The 21,789-nt window shown below is 53.1% G+C and carries 25 protein-coding genes; 11 read left to right on the top strand and 14 right to left on the bottom strand.

What is annotated here, in order from left to right; translation table 11 throughout:
- Positions 1-12: 12 nt before the first annotated feature.
- Positions 13-1,266 (bottom strand): tyrosine--tRNA ligase, encoded by a 1,254-nt coding sequence (gene tyrS, locus ACPGUT_RS06450; protein WP_423989566.1) that lies wholly within the window; start codon positions 1,264-1,266, stop codon positions 13-15.
- Between the two features lie 68 nt (positions 1,267-1,334).
- Here tyrS and ACPGUT_RS06445 point away from each other — a divergent pair, with 68 nt between their 5' ends.
- A complete protein-coding gene (locus tag ACPGUT_RS06445) occupies positions 1,335-2,444 on the top strand; it encodes an anhydro-N-acetylmuramic acid kinase (RefSeq protein WP_423989558.1) in 1,110 nt (369 codons plus the stop codon).
- Positions 2,445-2,525: 81 nt separating this feature from the next.
- Entirely contained in the window at positions 2,526-3,101 is a 576-nt protein-coding gene (locus ACPGUT_RS06440) for a DUF4329 domain-containing protein (RefSeq protein ID WP_423989556.1), read from the top strand.
- Here the strand turns inward: ACPGUT_RS06440 and ACPGUT_RS06435 are convergent.
- The 4 genes from ACPGUT_RS06435 to ACPGUT_RS06420 all read right to left on the bottom strand — a co-directional run bounded on the left by ACPGUT_RS06435 (position 3,098) and on the right by ACPGUT_RS06420 (position 6,898).
- Positions 3,098-3,532, bottom strand: coding sequence for a cupin domain-containing protein (locus tag ACPGUT_RS06435; protein ID WP_423989554.1), 435 nt, complete (start codon positions 3,530-3,532; stop codon positions 3,098-3,100). The two genes, ACPGUT_RS06440 and ACPGUT_RS06435, sit on opposite strands and share 4 nt — an antisense overlap.
- On the bottom strand, positions 3,532-4,563 hold the full coding sequence (locus ACPGUT_RS06430) for an SIR2 family protein (RefSeq protein WP_423989552.1): 1,032 nt from the start codon (positions 4,561-4,563) through the stop codon (positions 3,532-3,534). The genes ACPGUT_RS06435 and ACPGUT_RS06430 overlap by 1 nt, the downstream gene beginning before the upstream one ends.
- A 65-nt stretch (positions 4,564-4,628) precedes the next feature.
- Complete coding sequence (eno, locus tag ACPGUT_RS06425) at positions 4,629-5,903, bottom strand: phosphopyruvate hydratase (protein ID WP_423989550.1); 1,275 nt, start codon at positions 5,901-5,903, stop codon at positions 4,629-4,631.
- A 110-nt stretch (positions 5,904-6,013) separates the two neighbouring features.
- The gene (locus ACPGUT_RS06420; RefSeq protein WP_423989548.1) at positions 6,014-6,898 is read right to left on the bottom strand and encodes a DMT family transporter; all 885 of its coding nucleotides are present in this window, start codon (positions 6,896-6,898) and stop codon (positions 6,014-6,016) included.
- Positions 6,899-7,142: 244 nt separating this feature from the next.
- Here ACPGUT_RS06420 and ACPGUT_RS06415 point away from each other — a divergent pair, with 244 nt between their 5' ends.
- Positions 7,143-7,709 carry a peptidylprolyl isomerase gene (locus ACPGUT_RS06415; RefSeq protein WP_423989546.1) on the top strand — a complete coding sequence of 189 codons (567 nt, stop codon included), beginning with the start codon at positions 7,143-7,145 and terminating at the stop codon, positions 7,707-7,709.
- On the opposite strand, the gene ACPGUT_RS06410 is transcribed toward ACPGUT_RS06415, so the two are convergent.
- The 3 genes from ACPGUT_RS06410 to ACPGUT_RS06400 form a co-directional block, all read right to left on the bottom strand.
- Positions 7,666-8,067, bottom strand: a complete 402-nt coding sequence (locus tag ACPGUT_RS06410) for a Fur family transcriptional regulator (protein ID WP_423989544.1) — start codon at positions 8,065-8,067, stop codon at positions 7,666-7,668. The genes ACPGUT_RS06415 and ACPGUT_RS06410 overlap by 44 nt on opposite strands.
- 9 nt (positions 8,068-8,076) lie before the next feature.
- A complete protein-coding gene (locus ACPGUT_RS06405) occupies positions 8,077-9,348 on the bottom strand; it encodes a cation:proton antiporter (RefSeq protein ID WP_423989542.1) in 1,272 nt (423 codons plus the stop codon).
- A gap of 62 nt (positions 9,349-9,410) precedes the next feature.
- Positions 9,411-10,109: an endonuclease/exonuclease/phosphatase family protein gene (locus tag ACPGUT_RS06400; RefSeq protein WP_423989540.1), complete on the bottom strand. Its 699-nt coding sequence runs from the start codon at positions 10,107-10,109 to the stop codon at positions 9,411-9,413.
- A gap of 49 nt (positions 10,110-10,158) precedes the next feature.
- Here ACPGUT_RS06400 and ACPGUT_RS06395 point away from each other — a divergent pair, with 49 nt between their 5' ends.
- Entirely contained in the window at positions 10,159-10,812 is a 654-nt protein-coding gene (locus ACPGUT_RS06395; protein WP_423989538.1) for a hypothetical protein, read from the top strand.
- 57 nt (positions 10,813-10,869) lie between these two features.
- Here the strand turns inward: ACPGUT_RS06395 and ACPGUT_RS06390 are convergent, their stop codons facing one another.
- The 5 genes from ACPGUT_RS06390 to ACPGUT_RS06370 all read right to left on the bottom strand — a co-directional run bounded on the left by ACPGUT_RS06390 (position 10,870) and on the right by ACPGUT_RS06370 (position 15,300).
- Positions 10,870-11,310 carry a GNAT family N-acetyltransferase gene (locus ACPGUT_RS06390; RefSeq protein WP_423989564.1) on the bottom strand — a complete coding sequence of 147 codons (441 nt, stop codon included), beginning with the start codon at positions 11,308-11,310 and terminating at the stop codon, positions 10,870-10,872.
- Positions 11,311-11,315: 5 nt separating this feature from the next.
- Entirely contained in the window at positions 11,316-12,257 is a 942-nt protein-coding gene (locus tag ACPGUT_RS06385) for a nucleoside hydrolase (protein WP_423989536.1), read from the bottom strand.
- Between the two features lie 430 nt (positions 12,258-12,687).
- Entirely contained in the window at positions 12,688-13,704 is a 1,017-nt protein-coding gene (locus ACPGUT_RS06380) for a Fe(3+) ABC transporter substrate-binding protein (protein ID WP_423989535.1), read from the bottom strand.
- 73 nt (positions 13,705-13,777) lie between these two features.
- On the bottom strand, positions 13,778-14,617 hold the full coding sequence (gene mazG / locus ACPGUT_RS06375) for a nucleoside triphosphate pyrophosphohydrolase (protein WP_423989533.1): 840 nt from the start codon (positions 14,615-14,617) through the stop codon (positions 13,778-13,780).
- 107 nt (positions 14,618-14,724) lie between these two features.
- Complete coding sequence (locus ACPGUT_RS06370; RefSeq protein WP_423989531.1) at positions 14,725-15,300, bottom strand: outer membrane protein; 576 nt, start codon at positions 15,298-15,300, stop codon at positions 14,725-14,727.
- Between the two features lie 225 nt (positions 15,301-15,525).
- On the opposite strand from ACPGUT_RS06370, the gene ACPGUT_RS06365 reads away from it, so the two are divergent.
- From ACPGUT_RS06365 to ACPGUT_RS06345, 5 genes are all read left to right on the top strand, one after another.
- Positions 15,526-16,686 carry a M20 aminoacylase family protein gene (locus tag ACPGUT_RS06365; protein ID WP_423989529.1) on the top strand — a complete coding sequence of 387 codons (1,161 nt, stop codon included), beginning with the start codon at positions 15,526-15,528 and terminating at the stop codon, positions 16,684-16,686.
- Between the two features lie 62 nt (positions 16,687-16,748).
- Positions 16,749-17,297 carry an rRNA large subunit pseudouridine synthase E gene (locus ACPGUT_RS06360; protein WP_423989527.1) on the top strand — a complete coding sequence of 183 codons (549 nt, stop codon included), beginning with the start codon at positions 16,749-16,751 and terminating at the stop codon, positions 17,295-17,297.
- A 41-nt stretch (positions 17,298-17,338) separates the two neighbouring features.
- Complete coding sequence (speB, locus tag ACPGUT_RS06355) at positions 17,339-18,316, top strand: agmatinase (protein ID WP_423989525.1); 978 nt, start codon at positions 17,339-17,341, stop codon at positions 18,314-18,316.
- Between the two features lie 94 nt (positions 18,317-18,410).
- A complete protein-coding gene (locus ACPGUT_RS06350; RefSeq protein ID WP_423989523.1) occupies positions 18,411-18,893 on the top strand; it encodes a hypothetical protein in 483 nt (160 codons plus the stop codon).
- Positions 18,894-18,910: 17 nt separating this feature from the next.
- On the top strand, positions 18,911-19,336 hold the full coding sequence (locus ACPGUT_RS06345) for a DUF1499 domain-containing protein (protein ID WP_423989521.1): 426 nt from the start codon (positions 18,911-18,913) through the stop codon (positions 19,334-19,336).
- Here ACPGUT_RS06345 and ACPGUT_RS06340 read toward each other — a convergent pair.
- Positions 19,277-19,570 carry a hypothetical protein gene (locus ACPGUT_RS06340; RefSeq protein WP_423989519.1) on the bottom strand — a complete coding sequence of 98 codons (294 nt, stop codon included), beginning with the start codon at positions 19,568-19,570 and terminating at the stop codon, positions 19,277-19,279. The two genes, ACPGUT_RS06345 and ACPGUT_RS06340, sit on opposite strands and share 60 nt — an antisense overlap.
- Positions 19,571-19,632: 62 nt before the next feature.
- Here ACPGUT_RS06340 and prfA point away from each other — a divergent pair, with 62 nt between their 5' ends.
- Both prfA and prmC read left to right on the top strand, forming a co-directional pair.
- Positions 19,633-20,682: a peptide chain release factor 1 gene (gene prfA / locus ACPGUT_RS06335; RefSeq protein WP_423989517.1), complete on the top strand. Its 1,050-nt coding sequence runs from the start codon at positions 19,633-19,635 to the stop codon at positions 20,680-20,682.
- Positions 20,682-21,527 carry a peptide chain release factor N(5)-glutamine methyltransferase gene (gene prmC, locus ACPGUT_RS06330; RefSeq protein ID WP_423989516.1) on the top strand — a complete coding sequence of 282 codons (846 nt, stop codon included), beginning with the start codon at positions 20,682-20,684 and terminating at the stop codon, positions 21,525-21,527. Before prfA ends, prmC begins: the two co-directional genes overlap by 1 nt.
- Positions 21,528-21,789: the final 262 nt, after the last annotated feature.

The raw sequence follows: 21,789 nt of genomic DNA, 5'->3' as shown, positions 1-21,789 counted from the left end.
CCTTGCGATGTGTTAATCTTCCAAAACCACCAAGGCGTGGCGTTTTTTCCCGGCAGACAGTTTGATTGGCGCAGTCAGATCAGATGCCTGAATAACAATCCCAGTGCTTTCAATCGCTTCATCATTCATCTTTGCGCCATTCTCACCGATCAGACGTTTCGCATCTTTGCCGGACTTTGCGAGGCCAGATTTCACGATCAGTTGCACAATGGAAATACCGTCCCCAATATCGGCAACAGACAGGGTCAGCGTCGGAAGATCATCGCCGCGCCCGCCTTTTTCAAAGACTTCCCGCGCGGTGGCTTCCGCAGCGATTGCAGCGTCCGCACCATGGGCCAGCGTGGTGACGGCGTTTGCCAGAATGATCTTTGCATCATTGATGTCCGACCCTTCCAACGCACCAAGACGGTCACATTCCTCCACCGGCATTTCTGTGTACAGCTTCAGGAAACGGCCAACGTCCGCATCCGTGGTGTTGCGCCAGAACTGCCAGAATTCGTAAGGCGAACGCATATCTGCATTCAGCCAGACAGCCCCGTCCTGACTTTTGCCCATTTTCTTACCATCTGATGTGGTCAAAAGCGGCGAAGTCAGGCCGAAAATTTGGTTGTTCAACACGCGGCGGGTCAGGTCGATCCCGTTAACGATATTGCCCCATTGATCCGATCCGCCCATTTGCAACAGACAACCGTAGCGGCGGTTCAGTTCAAGGAAATCATAGGCCTGAAGGATCATGTAGTTAAACTCAAGGAAGCTCAAGCTTTGTTCGCGATCCAGACGCGACTTAACACTTTCAAAGGCCAGCATACGGTTGACGGAAAAATGGCGGCCAATATCACGCAGGAATTCAAGATAGTTCAGACCATCCAGCCATTCCGCATTGTTTACCATTTTTGCATCAGTCGCGCCGTCACCAAAAGTCACGTAGGAACTGAACGCTTGTTTAATGCCTGCAATATTGTCATCGATCTGATCTGGGGTCAGCAGGGGGCGTTCATCCGCGCGGAAAGACGGATCGCCGACTTTTGTCGTGCCGCCGCCCATCAGAACAATCGGCTTATGGCCCGTTTTTTGCAGCCAGCGCAGCATCATAATCTGGATCAGTGATCCGACATGCAAAGATTTTGCAGTCGCGTCAAAGCCGATATAGGCCGGAACAACCCCTGCAACAAAAGCGTCGTCAAGCGCCTGATAGTCGGTGCAGTCAGCCAGAAAGCCGCGCTCGATCATCACTCGCATAAAGTCAGATTTGGGGTGCCATTTCATCGGTTTTTCATCCATAGAATTCTAAATGTCCCCCGGATATACCGGGGCAGGGTCAAAAGGGAAAGCCAATGTTGAACAAGGACGCAATCTGGTCGCTGGGTGCGATGTCTGGAACCTCGCTGGATGGGATCGATGCGGCACTTGTGCAAACAGATGGGCATGAAATTCTTGAATTCGGCAAAACGGCCTATCGCCCCTGGTCTGATCAGGAACGCGCGACCATTGCGTCGGGGTTTGGTCATTGGCAGGGCGACCCGGGCATCGAAGATCTGTCTGAAATGATCGAAACCGCCCATGCCGAAGTTCTCTCGCCCTTTGGGGATGCGGAGCTGATTGGATTTCATGGTCAAACCCTGGCCCATGACCCCGACAACGGGCGCACGCATCAATGTGGCAATGGTCAGGTCCTTGCCGAGGTTCTGAACACCCCTGTGGTTTGGGATTTCCGCACCGCGGATATGGAAATGGGCGGGCAGGGCGCGCCGCTTGCGCCGTTTTTTCATTTTGCCTGTGCCAAGCTGATTGATGCCCAACGCCCCATTGCCTTTTTGAATTTGGGTGGCGTGGGCAATCTGACCTGGGTTGATCCGTCAAAGACACGCCCTGAAGAAGACGGTGCATTGCTGGCCTTTGATACCGGCCCCGCAAACGCGCCGATCAATGATCTGATGTATTCTCGGCGCGGTCTGGCCTTTGATGAAGATGGTGCGTTGGCATCTGAAGGCGAAGTGGATGAAGGTCTGGTCGAAGATTTCTTGCAATATGATTATTTTTTCCGTGAACCACCCAAATCACTGGATCGAAACGATTTTCCAAACCTTTTGGAGATGGTGGAAACCCTAGACGATGCAGATGCCTGTGCCACTCTGACAGCGATTGCTGCTGCATCAGCCGCGCGCGGCCTGCGCCATTGTCCGGTCATGCCCGAAGGTGTTCTGGTGACTGGGGGCGGGCGTAAAAACCCGGAACTGATGTCTATGCTGGCGTTGTTGATGGATTGTCCCGTGGCACCAGTTGAAGATGCCGGGCTTGATGGCGACATGCTGGAAGCCCAGGCGTTTGCTTATCTGGCTGTACGCATCAAACATGGATTGCCGACCTCTGCCGCGGGCACTACAGGCACACATACCCCGGTTGTCGGGGGGCGCCTGGCCAAGCCCGGTGTGATCCGTCGCTGATGTGTTCCATCCTGTGCGCCGAATTTCTTTGATATCTGATGCGTTTCCCGACAAGATGACGGAAATCCTACCGGAGAGACCATGAATTTCAGAAAAATCCAATTTGCCTGCTTCGTAATGTCTTTGGGATTGTTTGCCTTGCCGCTCTCCGCCCGTGATCTGAATTTAGGCGGCGGACATGAGAAATACGCGCAGGAACATGCCTTTACAGCGGACGTGTTGTGGGACCTGAACAAACAATCGATCCTGGTGGATCTGGAATACTGTGGTTTTATCTATCGCGAAAACGGTGAATTGCGCGCCACAAAGCCTGAAAAGGGCGGGGCGGCCAGTTGCCTTCCGATTCTGCCACAGGGTGATGTTGAGATATTCGCAAGCTATCACACCCATGCGGCCTTTGATCCGGCCAGTTTTAACGAATACCCTTCAGTCCAAGATATGGAAGGGGATTTTTCCCGGTTTGAGAACGGCTATATTTCGACCCCCGGGGGCCGTCTGTGGTTCGTTGACAACCACAAACGTCGCGCGCGCCAGCTGTGCGGCTATCGCTGTATGCCATTTGACAGCCGCTATCGCGAAACGCCGGGCAAAGAAGCCCGCTTTCAGGTGACGATTGATCAGTTGAATGTTATTTTCAATCAGGGCATCGAGTATTAACCCGGAATGTGAAACCCTTCGGGCGCCAGATCAAACCCTTCAAATTGAAAACCCGGTGATACGGTACAGCCGACAAGTGTCCAGTCGCCGGTCGTTTCCGCAGCCTGCCAGTGATGTTCAGGGACAATCAGCTGGGGCATTTGCCCGGCCATGACATCCGGTCCCAGTATATCCTGCTGCGCGGGGCCCGCTTCGGTTTCGGCCCGATGCAGGATCAAAGGCGCACCGGCGTAGTAATGCCAGATTTCTACCGCATCGACCCTATGCCAATGACTGCGCTCGCCCTCTGCCAGCAAAAAGAAAATACAGGTCCCCGCCGCACGTTCACCTTCAGATGCATCCGCAATCCAGGTCTGCCGGTAATGCCCGCCTTCGGGATGCGGGGTGAGGTTAAGCTGTTTGATAAGATCTGTGGCAGTGGTCATTAGCATTACCAGTCCCTAAACTCGAGGATATTGTCCATGGGTTCATAGCTGACACCACTATCACCATGGTCAATAACATCTTCATTATGGCTTAACCTGCTAAGCCACTCCTGTTTGGCGCTTTGGTTTGCGTCGGCACTGCCCTTGTCCCGAACGACAACGCGTTTAGAAACTTTAGCACCACGCAGCAATTCGTTCAGGTGCTCATCCCCACCACCGTAGCCAAATAAGATCACCTCACTAGCTTCATCCAAAGCTGTTTTTAGCATTTCCCAGTACATCGTCAGAATGTCTGATCGATCAATGAGGTGTCTCTTAAGCCGACCGTCAGATAAGATGATGTGTCGCGCATTTCCGGGTGCCTGGGTGCTAAGTTGTCTACGCAATATCTTTTTCCCTGGCGTTCCCGTGAACAAAGGAGAGCCATGTAAATGAAGATAGTACCCAAAAGTTCTGTTAAACTGACGTTCAAAGTTATTTTTATCAAACCCGTTTCGCTCTAGGTAGCCGTCAACAAGTGAACCTGAGTAGCCATTACATATTCGGTGGATTTTGCTTCCCACTTCATAATACTCGTTGAATGCAGAGTACAGTAGGGTGTCATAATTCAGTGTAGCAACGTGGGATTTGCTCTTGTCTAAAAACGGGATAAATGAATTGTAGAATGATTTTAGGCGTATATCATTTTCGAACTGTTCAGAATTTTTGTTGAGTTGTTGAGCTACATTATAGACATATTTCCCGATTGCTTCTGGGTATTTTAGCGCGTTAGCCGTGAACCACTCGTCTTGCTTATTATTCTCAACAATACCGGTAATTAGCTCATGCGCAAATTGCGCAAGTTGTGCGGGCATCAGGCGGTCCTCACTTGTCGGGCCAGTTTCTTCGATCCCCTCGATACAACTTGCGATTAGCGTTCTCTCGGCATCGTTCAGGTCATTGTTCCAAACTTCTGGCATAACGTGCTGCAGTGAAAAATGCTCTGGCGAAAGTGCCATACCAAGCCCGTTACCAATGATAATCAGCTTACGACTCATAAATTCCTCCAATAAAAAAAGCCCCGCCAGAATGGCAGGGCTTTGAAATCGTGCAAGGGCTGATATCAGCGCAGGATGGATTTTCCGGCGTAGGCGGCTGTGTCGCCGAGCATTTCCTCGATACGGATCAACTGGTTGTATTTCGCCAACCGGTCAGACCGTGCCAAGGATCCAGTTTTGATCTGGCCACAGTTGGTTGCAACCGCAAGATCGGCAATTGTTGCGTCTTCGGTTTCACCAGAACGGTGGCTCATCACACAGGTCATGCGGTTGCGATGCGCCATTTCCACGGCGGTCAGGCTTTCGGTCAGGGTGCCGATCTGGTTTACTTTCACCAAAAGCGAGTTCGCACAGCCTTTTTCAATGCCATCGGCCAGACGGGTTGGGTTGGTCACGAACAGATCGTCGCCGACCAATTGTACCTTGCCACCCAGTTCATCGGTCAGCATCTTCCAGCCGTCCCAGTCGTCTTCATCCATACCGTCTTCGATGGACAGGATCGGATAATCTTTTACGAGAGCAGAGAGATAAGCGACGTTTTCTTCGCTGCTCAGGGATAGACCTTCGCCGGAGATTTCATATTTGCCGTTTTTGTAGTATTCAGTTGCCGCACAATCCAGCGCCAGCATGATGTCGTCACCCGGGGTGTAGCCCGCTTTTTCGATGGAACGCAGAACGAAATCAAGTGCTTCGCGGGTCGATGCGATGTTGGGTGCGAAACCGCCTTCATCCCCAATGCCCGTGGACAGACCTGCGGCGGACAGTTCACCTTTCAGCGTGTGGAAGATTTCAGCGCCCATACGCACGGCGTCACGGATGTTACCGGCAGAGACCGGCATGATCATGAATTCCTGAATGTCGATCGGGTTGTCCGCATGTTCGCCACCGTTGATGATGTTCATCATAGGGACCGGCAGAACACGTGCCTGTGTGCCACCAACATAGCGATACAAAGGCTGCATTGAGAAATCAGCAGCAGCTTTGGCCGCGGCCAGAGACACGCCAAGGATTGCGTTTGCGCCAAGGCGGGCTTTGTTATCTGTGCCGTCAAGCTGGATCATCGCCGCGTCAATGGCGGTTTGATCGGTCACGTCAAAGCCAACCAGCATATCGGCGATTTCACCGTTTACAGATTCAACTGCGCCCAAAACACCTTTGCCTTTGTAACGGTTTTTGTCGCCGTCACGCATTTCATTGGCTTCCCATGCCCCGGTAGACGCACCAGAAGGCACAGCCGCACGGCCCATCACGCCATCTTCAAGCACAACGTCAACTTCAACGGTCGGGTTGCCCCGGCTGTCCAGAATTTCGCGGGCGTGGATATCGTAGATCGTGCTCATCAGAGGCTCCTCAGCGGCAATAAAGTTGGCGACTGTGTAGGACAGCAAAAGGGGGATTGCCAGTGCTTTCCCGCCTTTTGCAGAGTGTTTGCGCTAAAGCTGACAGCGGTTCAGAGATCTTCCGGTGGCACCCGGCTTTCCAACACCCGGCGTTCCCGCAGGATCACATAAATGCCGGATCCCAAAATGATTGCGGAACCAACAAGTGTCCATGTGTCGGGGATTTCATCAAAGATGAAATAGCCAAGGATGATGGAAAACAGCAGGCGAGAATAGCGGAACGGGGCAAGTGCAGAGGCTTCGCCCATGCGCATGGCGGTGACAATCAGGTAATAACCGATCGTACCAAAGGCCACACAGGCGAGAAACAGACCCGCCTGATAAGGGGTGGGCATGACGGGTGCACCCAGAAAAACAGACAGGATAATTCCTGCGGGAATGACCGCAAAGAACCCCCAAAAGGACACGGCAACAGAAGGTGTGCCCGCAGGCAGGCGACGGGTGGCAAGATCACGCCCCGCCAGAACCACGGCGGCAGCAACAGCCAAAAGGGCTGCGGGCTGGAACCCCTCAAAGCCGGGGCGGATGATGACGAGAACACCAAAAAGGCCGATGAAAATCGCACTCCAGCGGCGCCACCCCACCTGTTCGCCCAGCAAAAACGCCGCACCAATGGTGACGATCAGGGATGTGGTCTGTAAAAGTGCACCCGCGACGGACAAAGGCACAAGCCAAAGTGCGCTGACAAAGAAAAACGCGGATCCGGTTTCCCCAACAGATCGCCAGAACAGCATTTTGCTAAAGACCTCTGGACCGACAATGGGCTGTCGGTTGATCAATGCAATCACAGCAAAAACTGTTGCCCCGCCGATGCCCAGAACAATCAAGATCTGCCCGATGGGGAAGACTTCCGACAGGCCCTTGATGAAGCTGTCTTCAACTGTAAACATAACCATGGCCGCAATGACCAGAAGAATACCGCGCAGATTATCCATCGGGGCCTCATCTTGAACTGTGTGAAAGCATGTAGGGGCGATCTGTATGAAAAGGCCCGGCGATTTCTTCAGTGGTGACAGGCTGTCGCAGGCCTTGCAAGTATAAAAGCGACTTTAAGGTCGTATATTATATCCAATATTTGGTGTTATCTGGGGGGAGGGCGTTTTCGTTGAAAACCGAAGGGGGCAGCCCCCATCCATCTGCGATGGAGTCCCCCGGAGTATTTGGAGCAAGATGAAAGGGATGACTGTGAAAATACGTATGCAAACGGGGTGTGGCGAGATGATCCTTGCGCTTGAGGAGAAAGCCGCCCCGCAGACGGTGCAGGCTTTTCTGGATTATCTTGGGGCGGGGGCCTATGCGGATACGACGTTTTTTCGGATTGTGAATGAAACCCATCCACAAGCAGGGGCTGCGGCGAAGATCAATGTAGTACAAGGCGGCCCCCGATTTGATACCTCTGGCCATGATCCGGCATTGCAGTTGTTTGACATGCCCCATGAGCCAACCAGTATGACAGGGTTGAAGCATTGCCACGGGGCGATTGCCATGGGGCGGTTTGCCCCTGGTGAAAGCTATGGTGGGTTTTACATCTGTAATGGTGATCAGCCGGAATTGGATGCGGGCGGGGCGCGTTTTCCTGATGGGCTTGGCGGGGCGGTGTTTGGTCAGGTCGTTGAAGGGTTTGAAACCCTTTCAAAAATCGCAGAGCATGCCGGGGAAAGCGAATTCACGGATCGGCCTGTGCCGATCCATTCTATTGTGGTTATTCGATCTTTTCGCCAAACAGTTCCATCCGGTGCCCCTTAAGGCGATAGCCTAGGCGCTGTGCGATCTTTTCCTGCAGCGCTTCGATTTCTGGATCGACAAATTCGATGACTTCGCCGGTTTCTAGGTCAATCAGGTGGTCATGATGTTCGCGATCTGCCGCCTCATAGCGGGCGCGGCCATCTCCGAATTCGACACGTTCCAGAATGCCGCTTTCTTCAAACAGTTTGACCGTGCGATATACAGTTGCCAGGGAAATACCCGCATCTTCTTTGACCGCACGGGCGAAAAGTTCTTCCACATCAGGATGATCATGGGCTGTGTCCAGCACACGTGCGATCACCCGGCGTTGTCCGGTCTTACGCAGATCGGAAGCCTCAAGTCGTTTCAGGATACTCATAGGGCTAAGTTACACCAGGTCTGGTTCGCGGCCAAAACGATTTGCCACGCGGGTTACAGTCAGGCCTTGGATGATGATCGAGAACAACACAATCACATAGGTCGCGGTCAGGATCAGGCCTTTCCATTCATTGTCTGGCAGAGACAGGGCCAGCGCGACAGAGATCCCACCTTTCAGACCCCCCCATGTCATGATCGGAACAACACCGGGGCTGAAGGAACGGAAGGGGCGCAGCACAGTGACCGGCACATAGACCGCAGCGAAACGCGCGAACAGGGCCAGGCCAAGGGCAAAGCAGCTGGCGATGAGGGCGTCGAAAGAGAATGCGACAGCAAAGACCTCAAACCCGATCATCAGGAAGAGAACGGCATTCAGGATCTCGTCAATCAGTTTCCAGAAGGCATCGACATATTTGCGGGTTTCTTCAGACATGCCATGTTTTGTGCCGATGTCACCAATCAGAAGGCCCGCACAAACCGCCATGATCGGGGCGGACACATGCAGATATACAGCCAGTGAATAACCGCCAAAGGCGAGGCCCAGTGTGATCAGGACTTCTAGTGAATAATCATCAATCCGGCGCATCACGCGAAAAGTCAGCCAACCAAGGATAATGCCCAGCAGGGCGCCACCAATGGCTTCTTGAACAAACAGCTGCCCCGCGGCCACCAGTTGCGATGGCTCTTCGCCGTGATGTCCACCGCCATGTCCGCCCGCATCGGGAAAGGCGAGACCCACAAGCACAAGAAAAACCACATAGCCAACACCATCATTGAACAGGCTTTCACCGGCGATTTTGGTTTCAAGGGTCTTGCGCAGGTTTGCTTCGCGCAGCACGCCAAGAACGGCAACCGGATCTGTCGGGGAAATCAACGACCCGAAGACAAGCGCAATCAGAAGCGGCATGCCCGTGATCCAGGAAAATCCGAATCCAACGATCATGGTCGAAAGCGCAACACCCAGCGTTGCCATCAGAAAGACAACGCGCCATTCGCCACGTAGATCAGACAGTTTTACGTGTAAAGCACCGGCAAACAGCAAAAGCCCCAGCATGCCTTCCAGCAATGCGTCTGAAAAATCAATACCTTGGACGACACTTCGCACCTCATCGGCAATGCCAAGGGCAGGGGCGAAAGCGTCTACAATCAGGATGCCGATGGACGCCAACAGCGCCACAACAAGGATGCCAATCGCAGAAGGCAACTTTAGGAACAGATAGTTAACTGCACCAAATGCGCCTGCCATTACGATTAACAATGAGCTGATTTGTAAAAGGGTCATGTCTGCCTCGGATCCGCGTGTTTCTACGGTGTTAACACGGGTTGCGCGGGCGGGCCAAGGGCTCAGACGTGGTCATCCACAGTAAATTCCGCCCAGACTGGCAGGTGATCAGACGCGCGGCGCGCTAAGGGGGATTTATCTACACCTGCGGCATGCAATGTAAGTGCATTGCAATGTGCGATACGGTCCAGATGGGCGATTGGGCGGGCGGCGTGAAAACTGCGACCCGGGGACAGAACTTGCATGTCATTCAGTGGTTCAAGACCCTTTTTACCCGACCATTCGTTGAAATCCCCGGCGATGATCGTGGGGCGCGCGGGCAAAGCGTCAAGATGGCTGCGCAGATGAAAAAGTTGCTTGAGACGATCTTTGCGTCGTAATCCCAGGTGCACCCCCACCACACGCATCGGGCCTTGTTGTGTGTGAAGGTCCGCAATGACGCAACCACGGGGTTCGGTCCCGGGAAGATTTTTGAAATCAATACCTTCCACGCTGACATTTGGATTGATCAGTATTGCATTTCCATGCGCGCCCAAGCTGTGGTTTTTTTCACGTTCCGGCTGTGGGTGCATTTGGGTAAATTGCGCAATGACATCGCGCGGCAGGGCTGCAGGGCGTGCGCCCAGCCGTTTGTCTGCTTCCTGCAGCAGGACAATATCGGCCCGCAAGGCCTGAATGACACCGGCAGTGCGGTGCGGATCACGGCGGCGGTCTAGGCCGATGCATTTTCGGATGTTGTAGCTTGCGATGCGAAGGGACATATATTGAATATAGGTGCCAAAGATCCTGAAACCAGATGCAGAGGTGCAGATGTCACAACTTAATCCATTCCGTCAACAAAGTCTGATCGTTTTTGCGATCTGGGGCTTTCTGGTATTGGCGTTTCTGGCTGCGCTGGTCACATTCAACTGGTCCTTGGCCTTTATTGCGCTGATCACACTCGTTCTGTCTCTGTTACCGGTTCTCTTTGCCAACCGGTTTGAAATCCGTCTACCTCATGGATTTTTCGCAGCGATTGTCATGTTCATTTTCGGAACGATATTTTTGGGCGAAGCGTTTGGTTTTTATGAACGTTATTGGTGGTGGGATGTGGCCTTGCATATGGGATCAGCGGTCGGATTTGGTCTGATTGGTTTTGTCTTTATGCTGATGTTATTCGAAGGCGATCGATACGCCGCACCCCCACTGGCCATGGCTTTTTTCGCGTTCTGTTTTGCCATCACGATTGGCACGTTGTGGGAGGTGTTTGAATTCGCCATGGATCAATTGTTTGGCCTGAATATGCAGAAAAGCGGGCTTGTAGATACGATGGCGGATCTGATTGTGGATGGGCTGGGCGCATTTATTGGGGCTGCGGCCGGGTTTGCCTGGCTGAAGGGGCAGGAACAGGGCAGCTTGACCGGGCAGATTGCGCAATTCGTGCGTGAAAACAGGGGCTGGTTCCGCAGATTGCGCCGGAAATAGCCTGTTGTCGTTTTCTTTTGTAGAAACGGGATGGAAGCATCCCTAAATGTCCGGACGCTACAGTCGGCGGCTCATGCGTTGGTAGCGTTCATGGGTGGTAAACCCCAGCTTGTCGTAAAGGGCCTTGGCCTTGGGGTTGTCTGCCGCAACATCCAGATTGGCGCGCCGCACATCCATCTTGGTAAGCTCTTTCAGGATCGCAACCAGACACTGGCTGCCCATCCCACGCCCACGTACAGAAGGCCGGATCCAAACTTCATCAATCAGGGCTTCGCGTCCGCCAATGGCCATGCAAAACCCAAACGATACAATGATATACCCTACGGGAGACGACTTTGGCCCGATTAACCAGGCCGCTGCTTGAACGTCGCCCGAAAACAGCGCATCGATACCCGACAATCGGTCTTCATCGGTGGTTGGCAGTTCTTCTTCTTCGTGAAACTGCGTGACCATTTTCAGAAGACGATCCCGGTCATCCGGCGCGCAAAGGGACAGCATATTGTTCACAGTCGGGCCAGCCTTTCAGTCAACAGTGAAAAGAACCCATCCGCATCCAGATCCCCAATAAACAGGGCATTTGGCTTGCGATCAGAAACGCCCCACCAGTCGGCAACAGTCGCCCCCATCGTCAGCTCTGATTGGGTTTCGATTTCCACGTTGATATGGCGTCCTTTGAACAGATTTGGGCTGATCAAATAGGCCGTGACACAGGGGTCATGTAATGGTGCGCCTTCTGATCCATATTTCTCTTTGTCAAAACGTTCAAAGAAATCGGTCATTTCAGCCACGGCCGTTCCCACGGGCGTGCCGATGGCCCGAAAAGCGTCATTGCGGGTTTTTGTGACCAGTGCTTTATGGGTCACATCCAACGGCATAACAACGATATGAATTCCAGATTTAAACACAACATCAGCGGCTTGTGGGTCAACGTAAATGTTGAACTCCGCGGCGGGGGTGATGTTGCCGCCTTCAAAATACCCACCACCCATCAGGACAATTTCCTGCACGCGGTCCATAATATCCGGTGCTTTCTCAAAGGCTGTTGCGATGTTGGTCAACGGCCCCAGCGGGCAAAGTGTGACGGTGCCAGGCGCTTCTGCACGCAGGGTATCGATGATGAAATCAACTGCGTGTGCGTCCTGCAATACCATCTGTGGATCGGGAAGAATGGGCCCGTCTAAGCCAGTTTTTCCATGAACATGTTCCGCCGTCACCAAATCACGCCTTAAGGGACGATCACAGCCCGCAAACACTTTTACATCATTTTTACCCGCCAGTTCACAGACAATACGGGCGTTCTTCTGCGTCAGCTCCAATGGGACGTTTCCTGCCACGCATGTGATGCCTAAAATGTCGATATCTTCTGGGCTGGCCAGCGCCAAAAGTATGGCCACTGCATCGTCTTGGCCCGGGTCTGTATCGATGATGATTTTACGTGCTGTCATAGTGCCCTCCGGTAGAGGGAGACAGTGACTTTCCACCCAGAAAATGTCCAGCCCTTGGGGGAGAACAAAAACATATAGGCGAAGATTATCCTGCGCCTGCGCCTGCGATGGAAGACGGGGACGCGGGATTTCTTATGAATGGCCTGCGGGGGGATCGGGTGACCCAATTGCGAAAACGTGATTGATGTTCTGGAAAAAGATCGCAGCGTGACGAACAGGTGCCCCGCGCGAAGCGCGCCCGGCCCAACGCCTTTGGGACAGCTTTGCTGTTGCTGAAAAGGGGGCGGGAGCCTCTGGCCGTTTTTGTGTTGCCCGTTCAATCTACATAAGACCGTGCCATATGCAGGGTTTGAACGCCCCCCATAGAAAATATAAAGCCCGCCGAAATAATCCGGCGGGCACTCTCAGGGAAAAGAGAGATCTGTAAAGTTTAGTTGCCTGCGTCGAAGTCAACTTCTTCGGTCAGACGCAATGCATCACCGCGCAGATTTGCGATATCCATCAGGTTCACGCCGTCAGCTGTGAATTCACCCCAGCCCGCAACCAGTTCAGCGGCTTCTGTGCCGGGTGCGATTGGATATTCATAGTTGGCTTCTGCATAGATTTCTTGTGCTGCAGGGGACGTCAGGAATTCCATCATTTTCAAAGCGTTATCGCGGTTTGGTGCGGATTTTGTCATCGCAACACCAGAGACGTTCACATGTGTGCCGCCGTTTTCAAAGGTCGGGAAGACGATGCGAACTGAGTCAGCCCATGCGCGCTGCTCTTCGTTGCTCAGCATTTTGCCCATGTAATAGGTGTTGCCGAGAGAGATATCACATTCGCCGGCCCAGATCGCCTTGACCTGCGCACGGTCATTGCCTTCAGGGGCGCGGGCAAGGTTGCCTTTCACGCCTTCCAGCCATGCGCGTGTTTCTTCTTCACCGTGGTGCGCCAGAACTGCAGAGGTCAGCGCAACATTATAGGCGTTGGTGCCGGAACGGGTACAGATGCGGCCTTCCCATTTCGGGTCGGTCAGGTCCTCATATGTGGTGACTTCGCCATCAGCCACACGGTCACGGGATGCATAAACAACACGGGCGCGGGTGGTCAGGCCAAACCAGTGACCGGCTGGGTCACGGTAAATTTCGGGCACGTTGGCGTTCATGGTTTCGCTTTCCACAGCCTGTGTCAGGCCCGCTTCAACCACTGCATTCAACCGGGAAATATCCACGGTGAACACAAGATCGGCAGGGGAACGATCGCCTTCCGCAGCAAGGCGTTCCACCATGCCCTTTGACAGGTGCACAACGTTGACATCGATACCGGTTTCCGCGGTGAACGCATCGGTCAAGGGTGCGATCAGTTCAGGCTGACGATAGGAATAGATGTTCACTTCTTCAGCGATTGCAGGGGCTGCAACAGCCAGCAGAGTGGTTGCGAAAAGGGAGGTTTTGATAGCGGACATAAGACGCGCTCCGTTAGAGTTTGGTTGCGCCTCTTTAATCTGACTAATTTAGTCAGGTCAATACCTGAATGATTTAGTCGGAGATTTTTCGCTGTTCACGTTTCACCTGATCCCAAAGCGCATCCATCTCTTCCAAATTGCTATCTTCCGGGCGCTTTCCTAAAGATGAAAGATGTGCTTCAACGCCTTCAAAACGCTTGGTGAATTTGTTGTTAGCTGCGCGTAAGGCCGTTTCTGGTTCCACCCCCAGATGACGGGCAAGATTGGCCATGACAAACAAAAGATCGCCCATTTCTTCTTCAACTTCTACCTGGGTTAATGTGTCGCGGGCCTCGACCAGCTCGTCACATTCTTCGCGGATTTTATCCAGAACCTGGGTTGTTTCCGGCCAGTCAAATCCCACACGTGCCGCGCGTTTTTGTAATTTATGGGCACGCAGCAATGCAGGCAGTCCGACAGCAACCCCATCCAACGTTCCTTTTTCAGCCCGATCAGCCCGTTCCGCAGCCTTGATCTTTTCCCAATCCGCTGTTTGTTGTTCAGATGATTTTTCACGGCTTTCATCGCCAAAGACATGTGGATGACGGGCCACCATTTTATCTGACATGGTTTCCGCCACATCGTCGAAATTGAACAGGCCTGCGTCCTCGGCCATTTGCGCGTGAAAGACCGACTGAAATAGCAAATCACCCAATTCGCCCTTTAATTCGCCCCATTCTTCACGCTCAATCGCATCGGCTACCTCATAGGCTTCCTCAATCGTGTAAGGTGCAATTGTCGCAAATGTCTGTTCAATATCCCAAGGGCAGCCATTTTCAGGGTCGCGCAAGCGCCGCATGATTTCGCGCAGTCGGGTCACGCCGCCGTTTTTCGTGTGAACAATCGCATCAGAGGCAGAATAATCGCGGGTCATTGGGGGCTCCGTTTACTGTTCTCTCAGCGCTATCAGAGCAATCACCCGCTGCCAAGAAAAAGCCCAACCTGTCAGGGCCGGGCTTATGGGATAGATCAGCGTGAGGTTTAGAACTGATAGCTTGCGCGCAGTTCAAGTGAATCGCGTTTAGAATCGAATGCAGTGGTGCCACCGAACGCGAAATCAGGCTCTTCCCGGGTGAATTTTGCACCCAGAATGAAATGGTCCGAAACTGCGTAATCTGCTCCAATGCCGTAAACGATGCCTTTCGTCGTAAATGAACCAGGAATCGCGTGACCTGCCATATCGGCGCGGCTGGATCCGACAACGCCATACAATAACCAGTTATCCATAGCATAGCCAACGCGCGCCTGAACCATTGTACTTGCGCCTAGGGCAATTCCTGGCCCGACTGTGAGGGTGCTTTGTTCACTGCGATGAGATATTTCAGCACCAAGAACAATGTTGTTGTGTAGGTGGAAGTTATAGCCGGCGAACACCCCAACACTTCTGCTGTCGTCAAGGGACGTATGTGCTGGGGTGCCACCAAGGTTAACAACGCTGCTGCCTGACGACAGGCCGATACTTACCCCCGCATAGGCACCCTGCCAGTTATGGGGTTTGTCCTGCGCTAAAATTGGCAGGGACGACAATGTAAGGGCAGTAAGGGCGGCTGTTGTCATGTGAAGCGCGCTGTATGGAATGGGTCATAAATCGGTCTTTCTGTGTAAATGTGGTATTTTGACAAGACCAACACTGCCGATGAGGGCGGCGTTATTCCAATACGGGTTGAGTGTTATCGGATAGCAATTCGGTGAATGCCGTGAAAATACCGGGAACAGGAAATCAGGCTTGCACCCTGGGGGATTTCCAGCTTGAGTCTGCCCAACTCAATCAAAGGATCGATCATGCCCGTCATCAACCGTATTGCTGCCTATGCCGAAGATATGAAAACCTGGCGTCGCCACCTGCACATGAACCCGGAACTACAGTTTGACTGCCATGAGACCGCGGCTTTTGTGGTGGATCGTCTGAAAGAATTCGGCATCACCGATATCCACACAGGCATTGCGCAATCCGGTTTGGTGGCGATCATTGAAGGCAAATCTGACGGCCCGACCATTGGTCTGCGCGCGGATATGGATGCGCTGCCGATGCAGGAAACTACTGGTCTGGAACATGCATCCACCGTAGAGGGTAAGATGCATGCCTGTGGTCATGACGGCCACACAACCATGTTGCTGGGGGCCGCGCGGTATCTGGCGGAAACTCGCAATTTCTCGGGCCGCGTTGCACTGATCTTCCAACCTGCGGAAGAAGGCGGCGGCGGTGCCGGTGTTATGGTGGATGAAGGGATCATGGATCGTTTCGACATCAGTCAGGTTTACGGCATTCACAATATCCCGGGCCTTGAAGAAGGTCATTTCACCGCAACACCTGGCCCTGTGATGGCGGCTGTTGATACTTTTGAAATTCAGATCAAAGGGCAGGGTGGTCACGCGGCCTATCCTCAGGAAACCAAAGATCCACTGGTTGCGGCCGTTGCCATGGTGGATGCGATCCAAACCATCGTCAGCCGCAACCACTATACCATGCAGGAAGTGGTTGTTTCCGTAACGCAAATCCATGTGGGGTCTGCAGATAACGTGATTGCGGATGACGGGTTTGTGGGCGGCACTGTGCGCACTTTTGAAACCGATGTGCAGGATATGGTCGAGAAACGCCTAGGCGAAATCGTAGCAGGTACGGCTGCAGCTTACGGAGTTGAAGCAGAGCTGAACTATGAACGCGGCTATCCGGCAACTGTGAACACGCCTGAAAACACAGCCTTTGCTACCGAGGTGGCAAAAGATCTGGTGGGTGCGGATAAGGTCGATCCAAACGCGATTGGCGGCATGGGCGCGGAAGATTTTTCCTATATGTTGAACGCACGTCCTGGGGCTTATCTGTTCCTTGGCGCGGGCGAAGGGGCTGGTCTGCACAATCCGAACTATGATTTCAACGATGATGTAGCCCCCGTAGGCGCAAGCTTTTTCGCAAAGCTTGTGGAAACTGCACAACCTGCGTAAATCGCGTATAAACCTGACAGGCCGGGGTGTTCTTCGGTCTGTCACATTTAAAAGGCCGTCTCATGTCCCGCGTTATCTTGTTGAATAAACCTTACGGCGTTCTCAGCCAGTTTACCGACAAAGGCACGGAAGGCAGTGCGCGCGAAACGCTTTCCAATTATGTTGATGTGCCAAAGGTCTATGCGGCGGGGCGTTTGGATCGCGACAGTGAAGGTCTGCTTGTCCTGACCGATGATGGTAAACTGCAAAATCGCATCGCCAGTCCGAAATTTAAGAAACCCAAAACATACTGGGTGCAAGTCGAAGGTACACCTGATGCCAGCGCTATCGCATCCCTGCGGAAGGGCGTGACCCTCAAAGACGGCATAACCCGACCTGCGCAAGCCGATTTGATCGGTGCGCCAGAAAATCTCTGGCCACGTAATCCCCCAATCCGTGTGCGTAAATCTGTGCCAGACAGCTGGTTGCGCCTGACCATCACAGAAGGGCGTAATCGCCAGGTGCGGCGTATGTGCGCCGCTGTTGGGCACCCGTGTTTGCGTCTCATTCGCTATTCAATTGGCGACTGGACAATTGAAGGGCTTGAAACCGGGACATGGCGTGACGCATAAAGGATGAAATAATTTGATCATATTATCCGGGAGGGGATGAAATGTCACTGGAAGACGCAAAGAACCACGAAGATATGGCCTTTACCCGCGACAGCCACCGCGGCTTGTCAAATGAGTTAACCTTCGCGGGTGCGCCTAGTTTTCTGCGCCGCAAATACACCAAAGACCTAACGGATGTGGATGTCGCTGTAACGGGCATCTGCTTTGACCAGTCGGTGACCAACCGTCCAGGCACCCGCTTTGGCCCGCGTGCGATCCGCGAGGCGTCTTCCTTGCAGGCACCGGATAAACCCTATGGCTGGGATTTTGATCCGATGAACGACATGAATGTCGCGGATTATGGCGATATGGCCTTTGATTACGGCAAGATCCAAGATTTTCCGGCAACGCTGCAGGCCCATATCGCGAAGATCCTTGATGCCGGTTCCGCCAGCTTGGTCCTGGGGGGCGATCACTATATCAGTTTTCCAATCCTGAAAGCCTACGCCGAGAAATTTGGTAAGCCCTTGGCATTGCTGCAATTTGATGCCCATGGCGACACTTGGAAAGATGATGACATGGAACGGATTGACCATGGCACCATGTTCTATAAGGCGATCAAATTGGGGCTGATCGACCCCAAGCGTTCCGTGCAAGTTGGCATTCGCACCGATAATCCAGATCCCATGGGCATGAACATCATTGATGCGCCCGAAGTGCACCGGATCGGCCCTGAGGCCACGGTTGCGAAGATTAAAGAAATCATGGGCGATCATCCGACCTATCTGACTTTTGACATCGACGCATTGGATCCGGCTTACGCGCCGGGCACGGGCACACCTGTTTGGGGCGGGCTGACGTCCGCACAGGCAGCGACGATGCTGCGTGATCTGCGCGGAATCAACCTTTTGGGCATGGATGTGGTCGAGGTGAACCCATCTTACGACACAACCGGCGCCACCGCCGTGGCCGGGGCCCATGTGGCAACGGAACTCCTGTGTCTCTATGGTTGGGGCAAACGCGCACGAGGCGAGCTTTGAATATATGAGGATAGATGAAAGGTGGTTGTTATTGCTCCGAGTGAATAGTTTGGTCGAACGCCAGCGAAAAAGTGGATATTAGGAAGGCTGCGAGATGGATAGGTTTCTGATCGCTAGTTTCAATCTGGCCTGCGACTTCGTCATTGATTGCATGATCTATTACGGAAGCGCCATGGCATGCGCTGCGCTCTGGTTCATGATCATTGGAAACGGCGGGGCAACGACGGGTTCCGTACCGGGATTTACTTGGTATCTGAGAAGCCTGCCGTTGTTTTTGATCAGTTCTGTGTGTTTGATTTTCTTACTTGAGTACTTTCGAGCTAACCGCCTAAAGATCGTTCTGTGGACGGGGTGCTTATCAATCGTTGCTGGAGGAGCTGTGGATGATCCTGAAGTCATCAGAAATGGAAATGAATTTGCGCAGTCCATCGGGCTTGTAGGGCGGCAGTATCTGAATTCGGTGTTGTCATGGTTGTTGGCGAATTGGGCTGTTTCTATAATAATTTTTGGATTTCTTGAGCATGATCGCCGAAGCCGTGAGCTTGGATCAGGAACGACCGCTCTACAGACGGATTAATGCGAAGGAATGCAAAAATGATGACATGGCTCTTGGCTGGAGTTCTAAGTGCGGTTTTGATCGTGCGCTTTTATGTGCGTCATGCACCCCATGAGGCGGCGGATTTTCATCTTCAGACCTCCTCGAAAACTGAGGCTGGCGATTATCGTACTGATGGCGGTTTTGAGGCTGTGCGCCAACCGGATGAACCCATAGCAGAGGCTTTTGCGCGATTGGTGCGGATTGTTGAGGAAAACGCCCGGACCCGCCTACTAGATGGGTCCGTGGAAGACGGTCACATCAGTTTTGTGACCCGTTCCCATTTCTGGGGCTTTCCGGACACGACCAATATCTGGGTCTTAGGCGATCACCTGCACATTCAAGGGCATCTGCGGTTTGGGAAATCAGATCTCGGGGTAAACCAGCGGCGAATTCTGAACTGGCTTGCCATCGCGCGGCTTTAGCTGGGAGGTTACACAGGCGGCCCCGGTTTCGCGCCACATGGGCACGTTCAGTGACATTTCGCAGCGCGCCATAAATGCGCGACCATCCACAAATAGGCAGATTTCCTGTCCAAGCTCCTGTCGTGCGCCACCGGTATCTGTACAATAACACTCAATAACCTGACCGCCCGGCCCACTGACATCTGCCTGTGCAGGCATTGCCGCCAGCAATAAAATCAGGGCAATATTTCTCATGCCTATAGCTTAGCACAGGTTGTGCCCTTGACCAAATCCGCCAAATAGAAGAATGAACATCTATGGTTCCTTTTGAAAAACTCTCCCGCATTACCGAACGTTTTGAATATGTCGAAGCGCAAATGAACGCTGGCATGGGCGATATTGCAGCGCTTGGTCGTGAGTATTCCGAACTGCGCCCGCTTGTGGAACAGGTTCAGGCCTATAAGCAGTTGCTCGAAGATATTTCTGAAGCCGAAGCCATGCTGGAAGATCCTGAAATGAAGGAATTGGCCGAGGAAGAATTGCCAGGATTGAAAGATCGCTTGCCGGTGGAAGAACAGGCGCTTCAAGTGGCTTTGTTGCCAAAAGACGAAGCGGACGCGCGCCCGGCGATGATCGAAATCCGCCCGGGTACAGGGGGTGATGAAGCGGCGCTATTTGCCGGTGATCTTCTGCGCATGTATCAACGGTATGCCGAAGGGCGCGGCTGGAAGTTTGACGTGCTGGAAGAAAGCGTATCTGAATTGGGCGGCATCAAGGAAGCGGTCGTGCATGTAAAAGGCGAAAATGTCTTTCAGCGGCTGAAATTCGAAAGTGGTGTGCACCGTGTGCAACGTGTGCCAGAAACCGAAAGCGGTGGGCGTATTCATACATCAGCTGCCACCGTTGCTGTGTTGCCAGAGGCGGTGGATGTGGATATTCACATTGATCCCGGTGATATCCGCATTGATACGATGCGGGCCTCGGGGTCTGGCGGCCAGCATGTGAACACAACGGATTCTGCCGTTCGTATTACGCATATTCCGACAGGGATTATTGTTGTCAGTTCTGAAAAATCTCAGCACCGCAATCGTGAAATCGCCATGCAGGTTCTGAAGACGCGCCTTTTTGATCTGGAACGTCAAAAACTACATGATGAACGTTCTGAGGCGCGTAAAGGGCAGGTCGGGTCTGGTGATCGGTCTGAACGTATCCGCACCTATAACTTCCCCCAGGGACGTGTCAGTGACCACCGGATTAACATGACGCTTTATAAACTGGATCAAGTGATTGCAGGCGATCTGGATGAATTTATCGACGCGCTGCATGCGGATGATACAGCACAGCGTCTGGCGGCAGAGGATCTCTGATGCGGGCGCAGGATGTCTTGTTTCAGGGTGTGCGGGAATTGAAATCCGCAGGCATAGCCGATGCAGCGCGGGATGCGCGCCGGTTGATGTCCTGGGCGTTAGAAGTTGATGCATCGCGCCTGACTCTGATGCTTGGGGATGATATTTCAGACGACGCGCGTGCACGGTTTGAAAAAGCGATTGAGAGACGCAGTTGTCACGTGCCTGTGTCCCATATCACCGGCACACGGGCGTTTTATGGGCGGGATTTTCATGTGTCCTGTGTGGTGCTTGACCCACGCCCTGAAACCGAACTTTTGGTGGAAATCGCTTTGCAGCATCCGGCAACGCGTTTGCTGGATCTGGGCACCGGGTCCGGGGCGATCGCTGTATCTGTTCTGGCGGAACGTCCGGAACTGTCGGGCGAGGCATTCGACATTTCCGTTGATGCGCTGGAGATTGCCCAGATAAATGCGCAGACCCATGGTGTCGCTGATCGGCTGTCATTTAAACAATCTGATTGGTTTCAAAAGGCGCGCGGGCGCTATGATCTGATCGTCTCTAATCCGCCTTATATCACCACCGCCGAAATGCAGGACCTGCAACCTGAAGTGTTCGAACATGAACCTCATATTGCCCTGACACCTTATCCGGATGCGGAAAACGATGGGCTGGTCAGTTATCGGGTTATAACGGCGCAGGTCGGTGACTATTTGGCATCCGGTGGCCTTTTGGCCGTGGAATGTGGACCGACACAGGGGCAGGTGGTGCGGGGCATGTTTGTGCGGGTTGGATTGATTGATGTGCAGATCCACCAGGATCTTGATGGCCGAGATCGGGTGGTTGTCGGGAAAATGCCCGGGTAAGCGATCTGTTTCGTCATTATTCGGCTCTGTTTGACTCAAAATAGCAAATTTTGCGCATTTTATCAAATTTTCCCTTGTGTTTTTACGGCGTGCAGGGTTACTTCTTTATCAGCAGGAGCGGGAGCCCTAAGGCGCTCTGACTTGCTGTAAGCCAGAACATCGTTTGACCCGGTTACAGATGACCCCACGCAGGACGCGCGGCTGTGGTTGCGAGATTTAGAATATCAGGCCAGACACACCCTAAGCTTTGCAAAAGATTGAA

Source organism: Halocynthiibacter sp. (genome assembly GCF_049608145.1).
GTDB lineage: Bacteria > Pseudomonadota > Alphaproteobacteria > Rhodobacterales > Rhodobacteraceae > Halocynthiibacter.
Note: the sequence above shows the minus strand (reverse complement) of the source record. Positions and strands in the feature narration are given on the sequence as shown.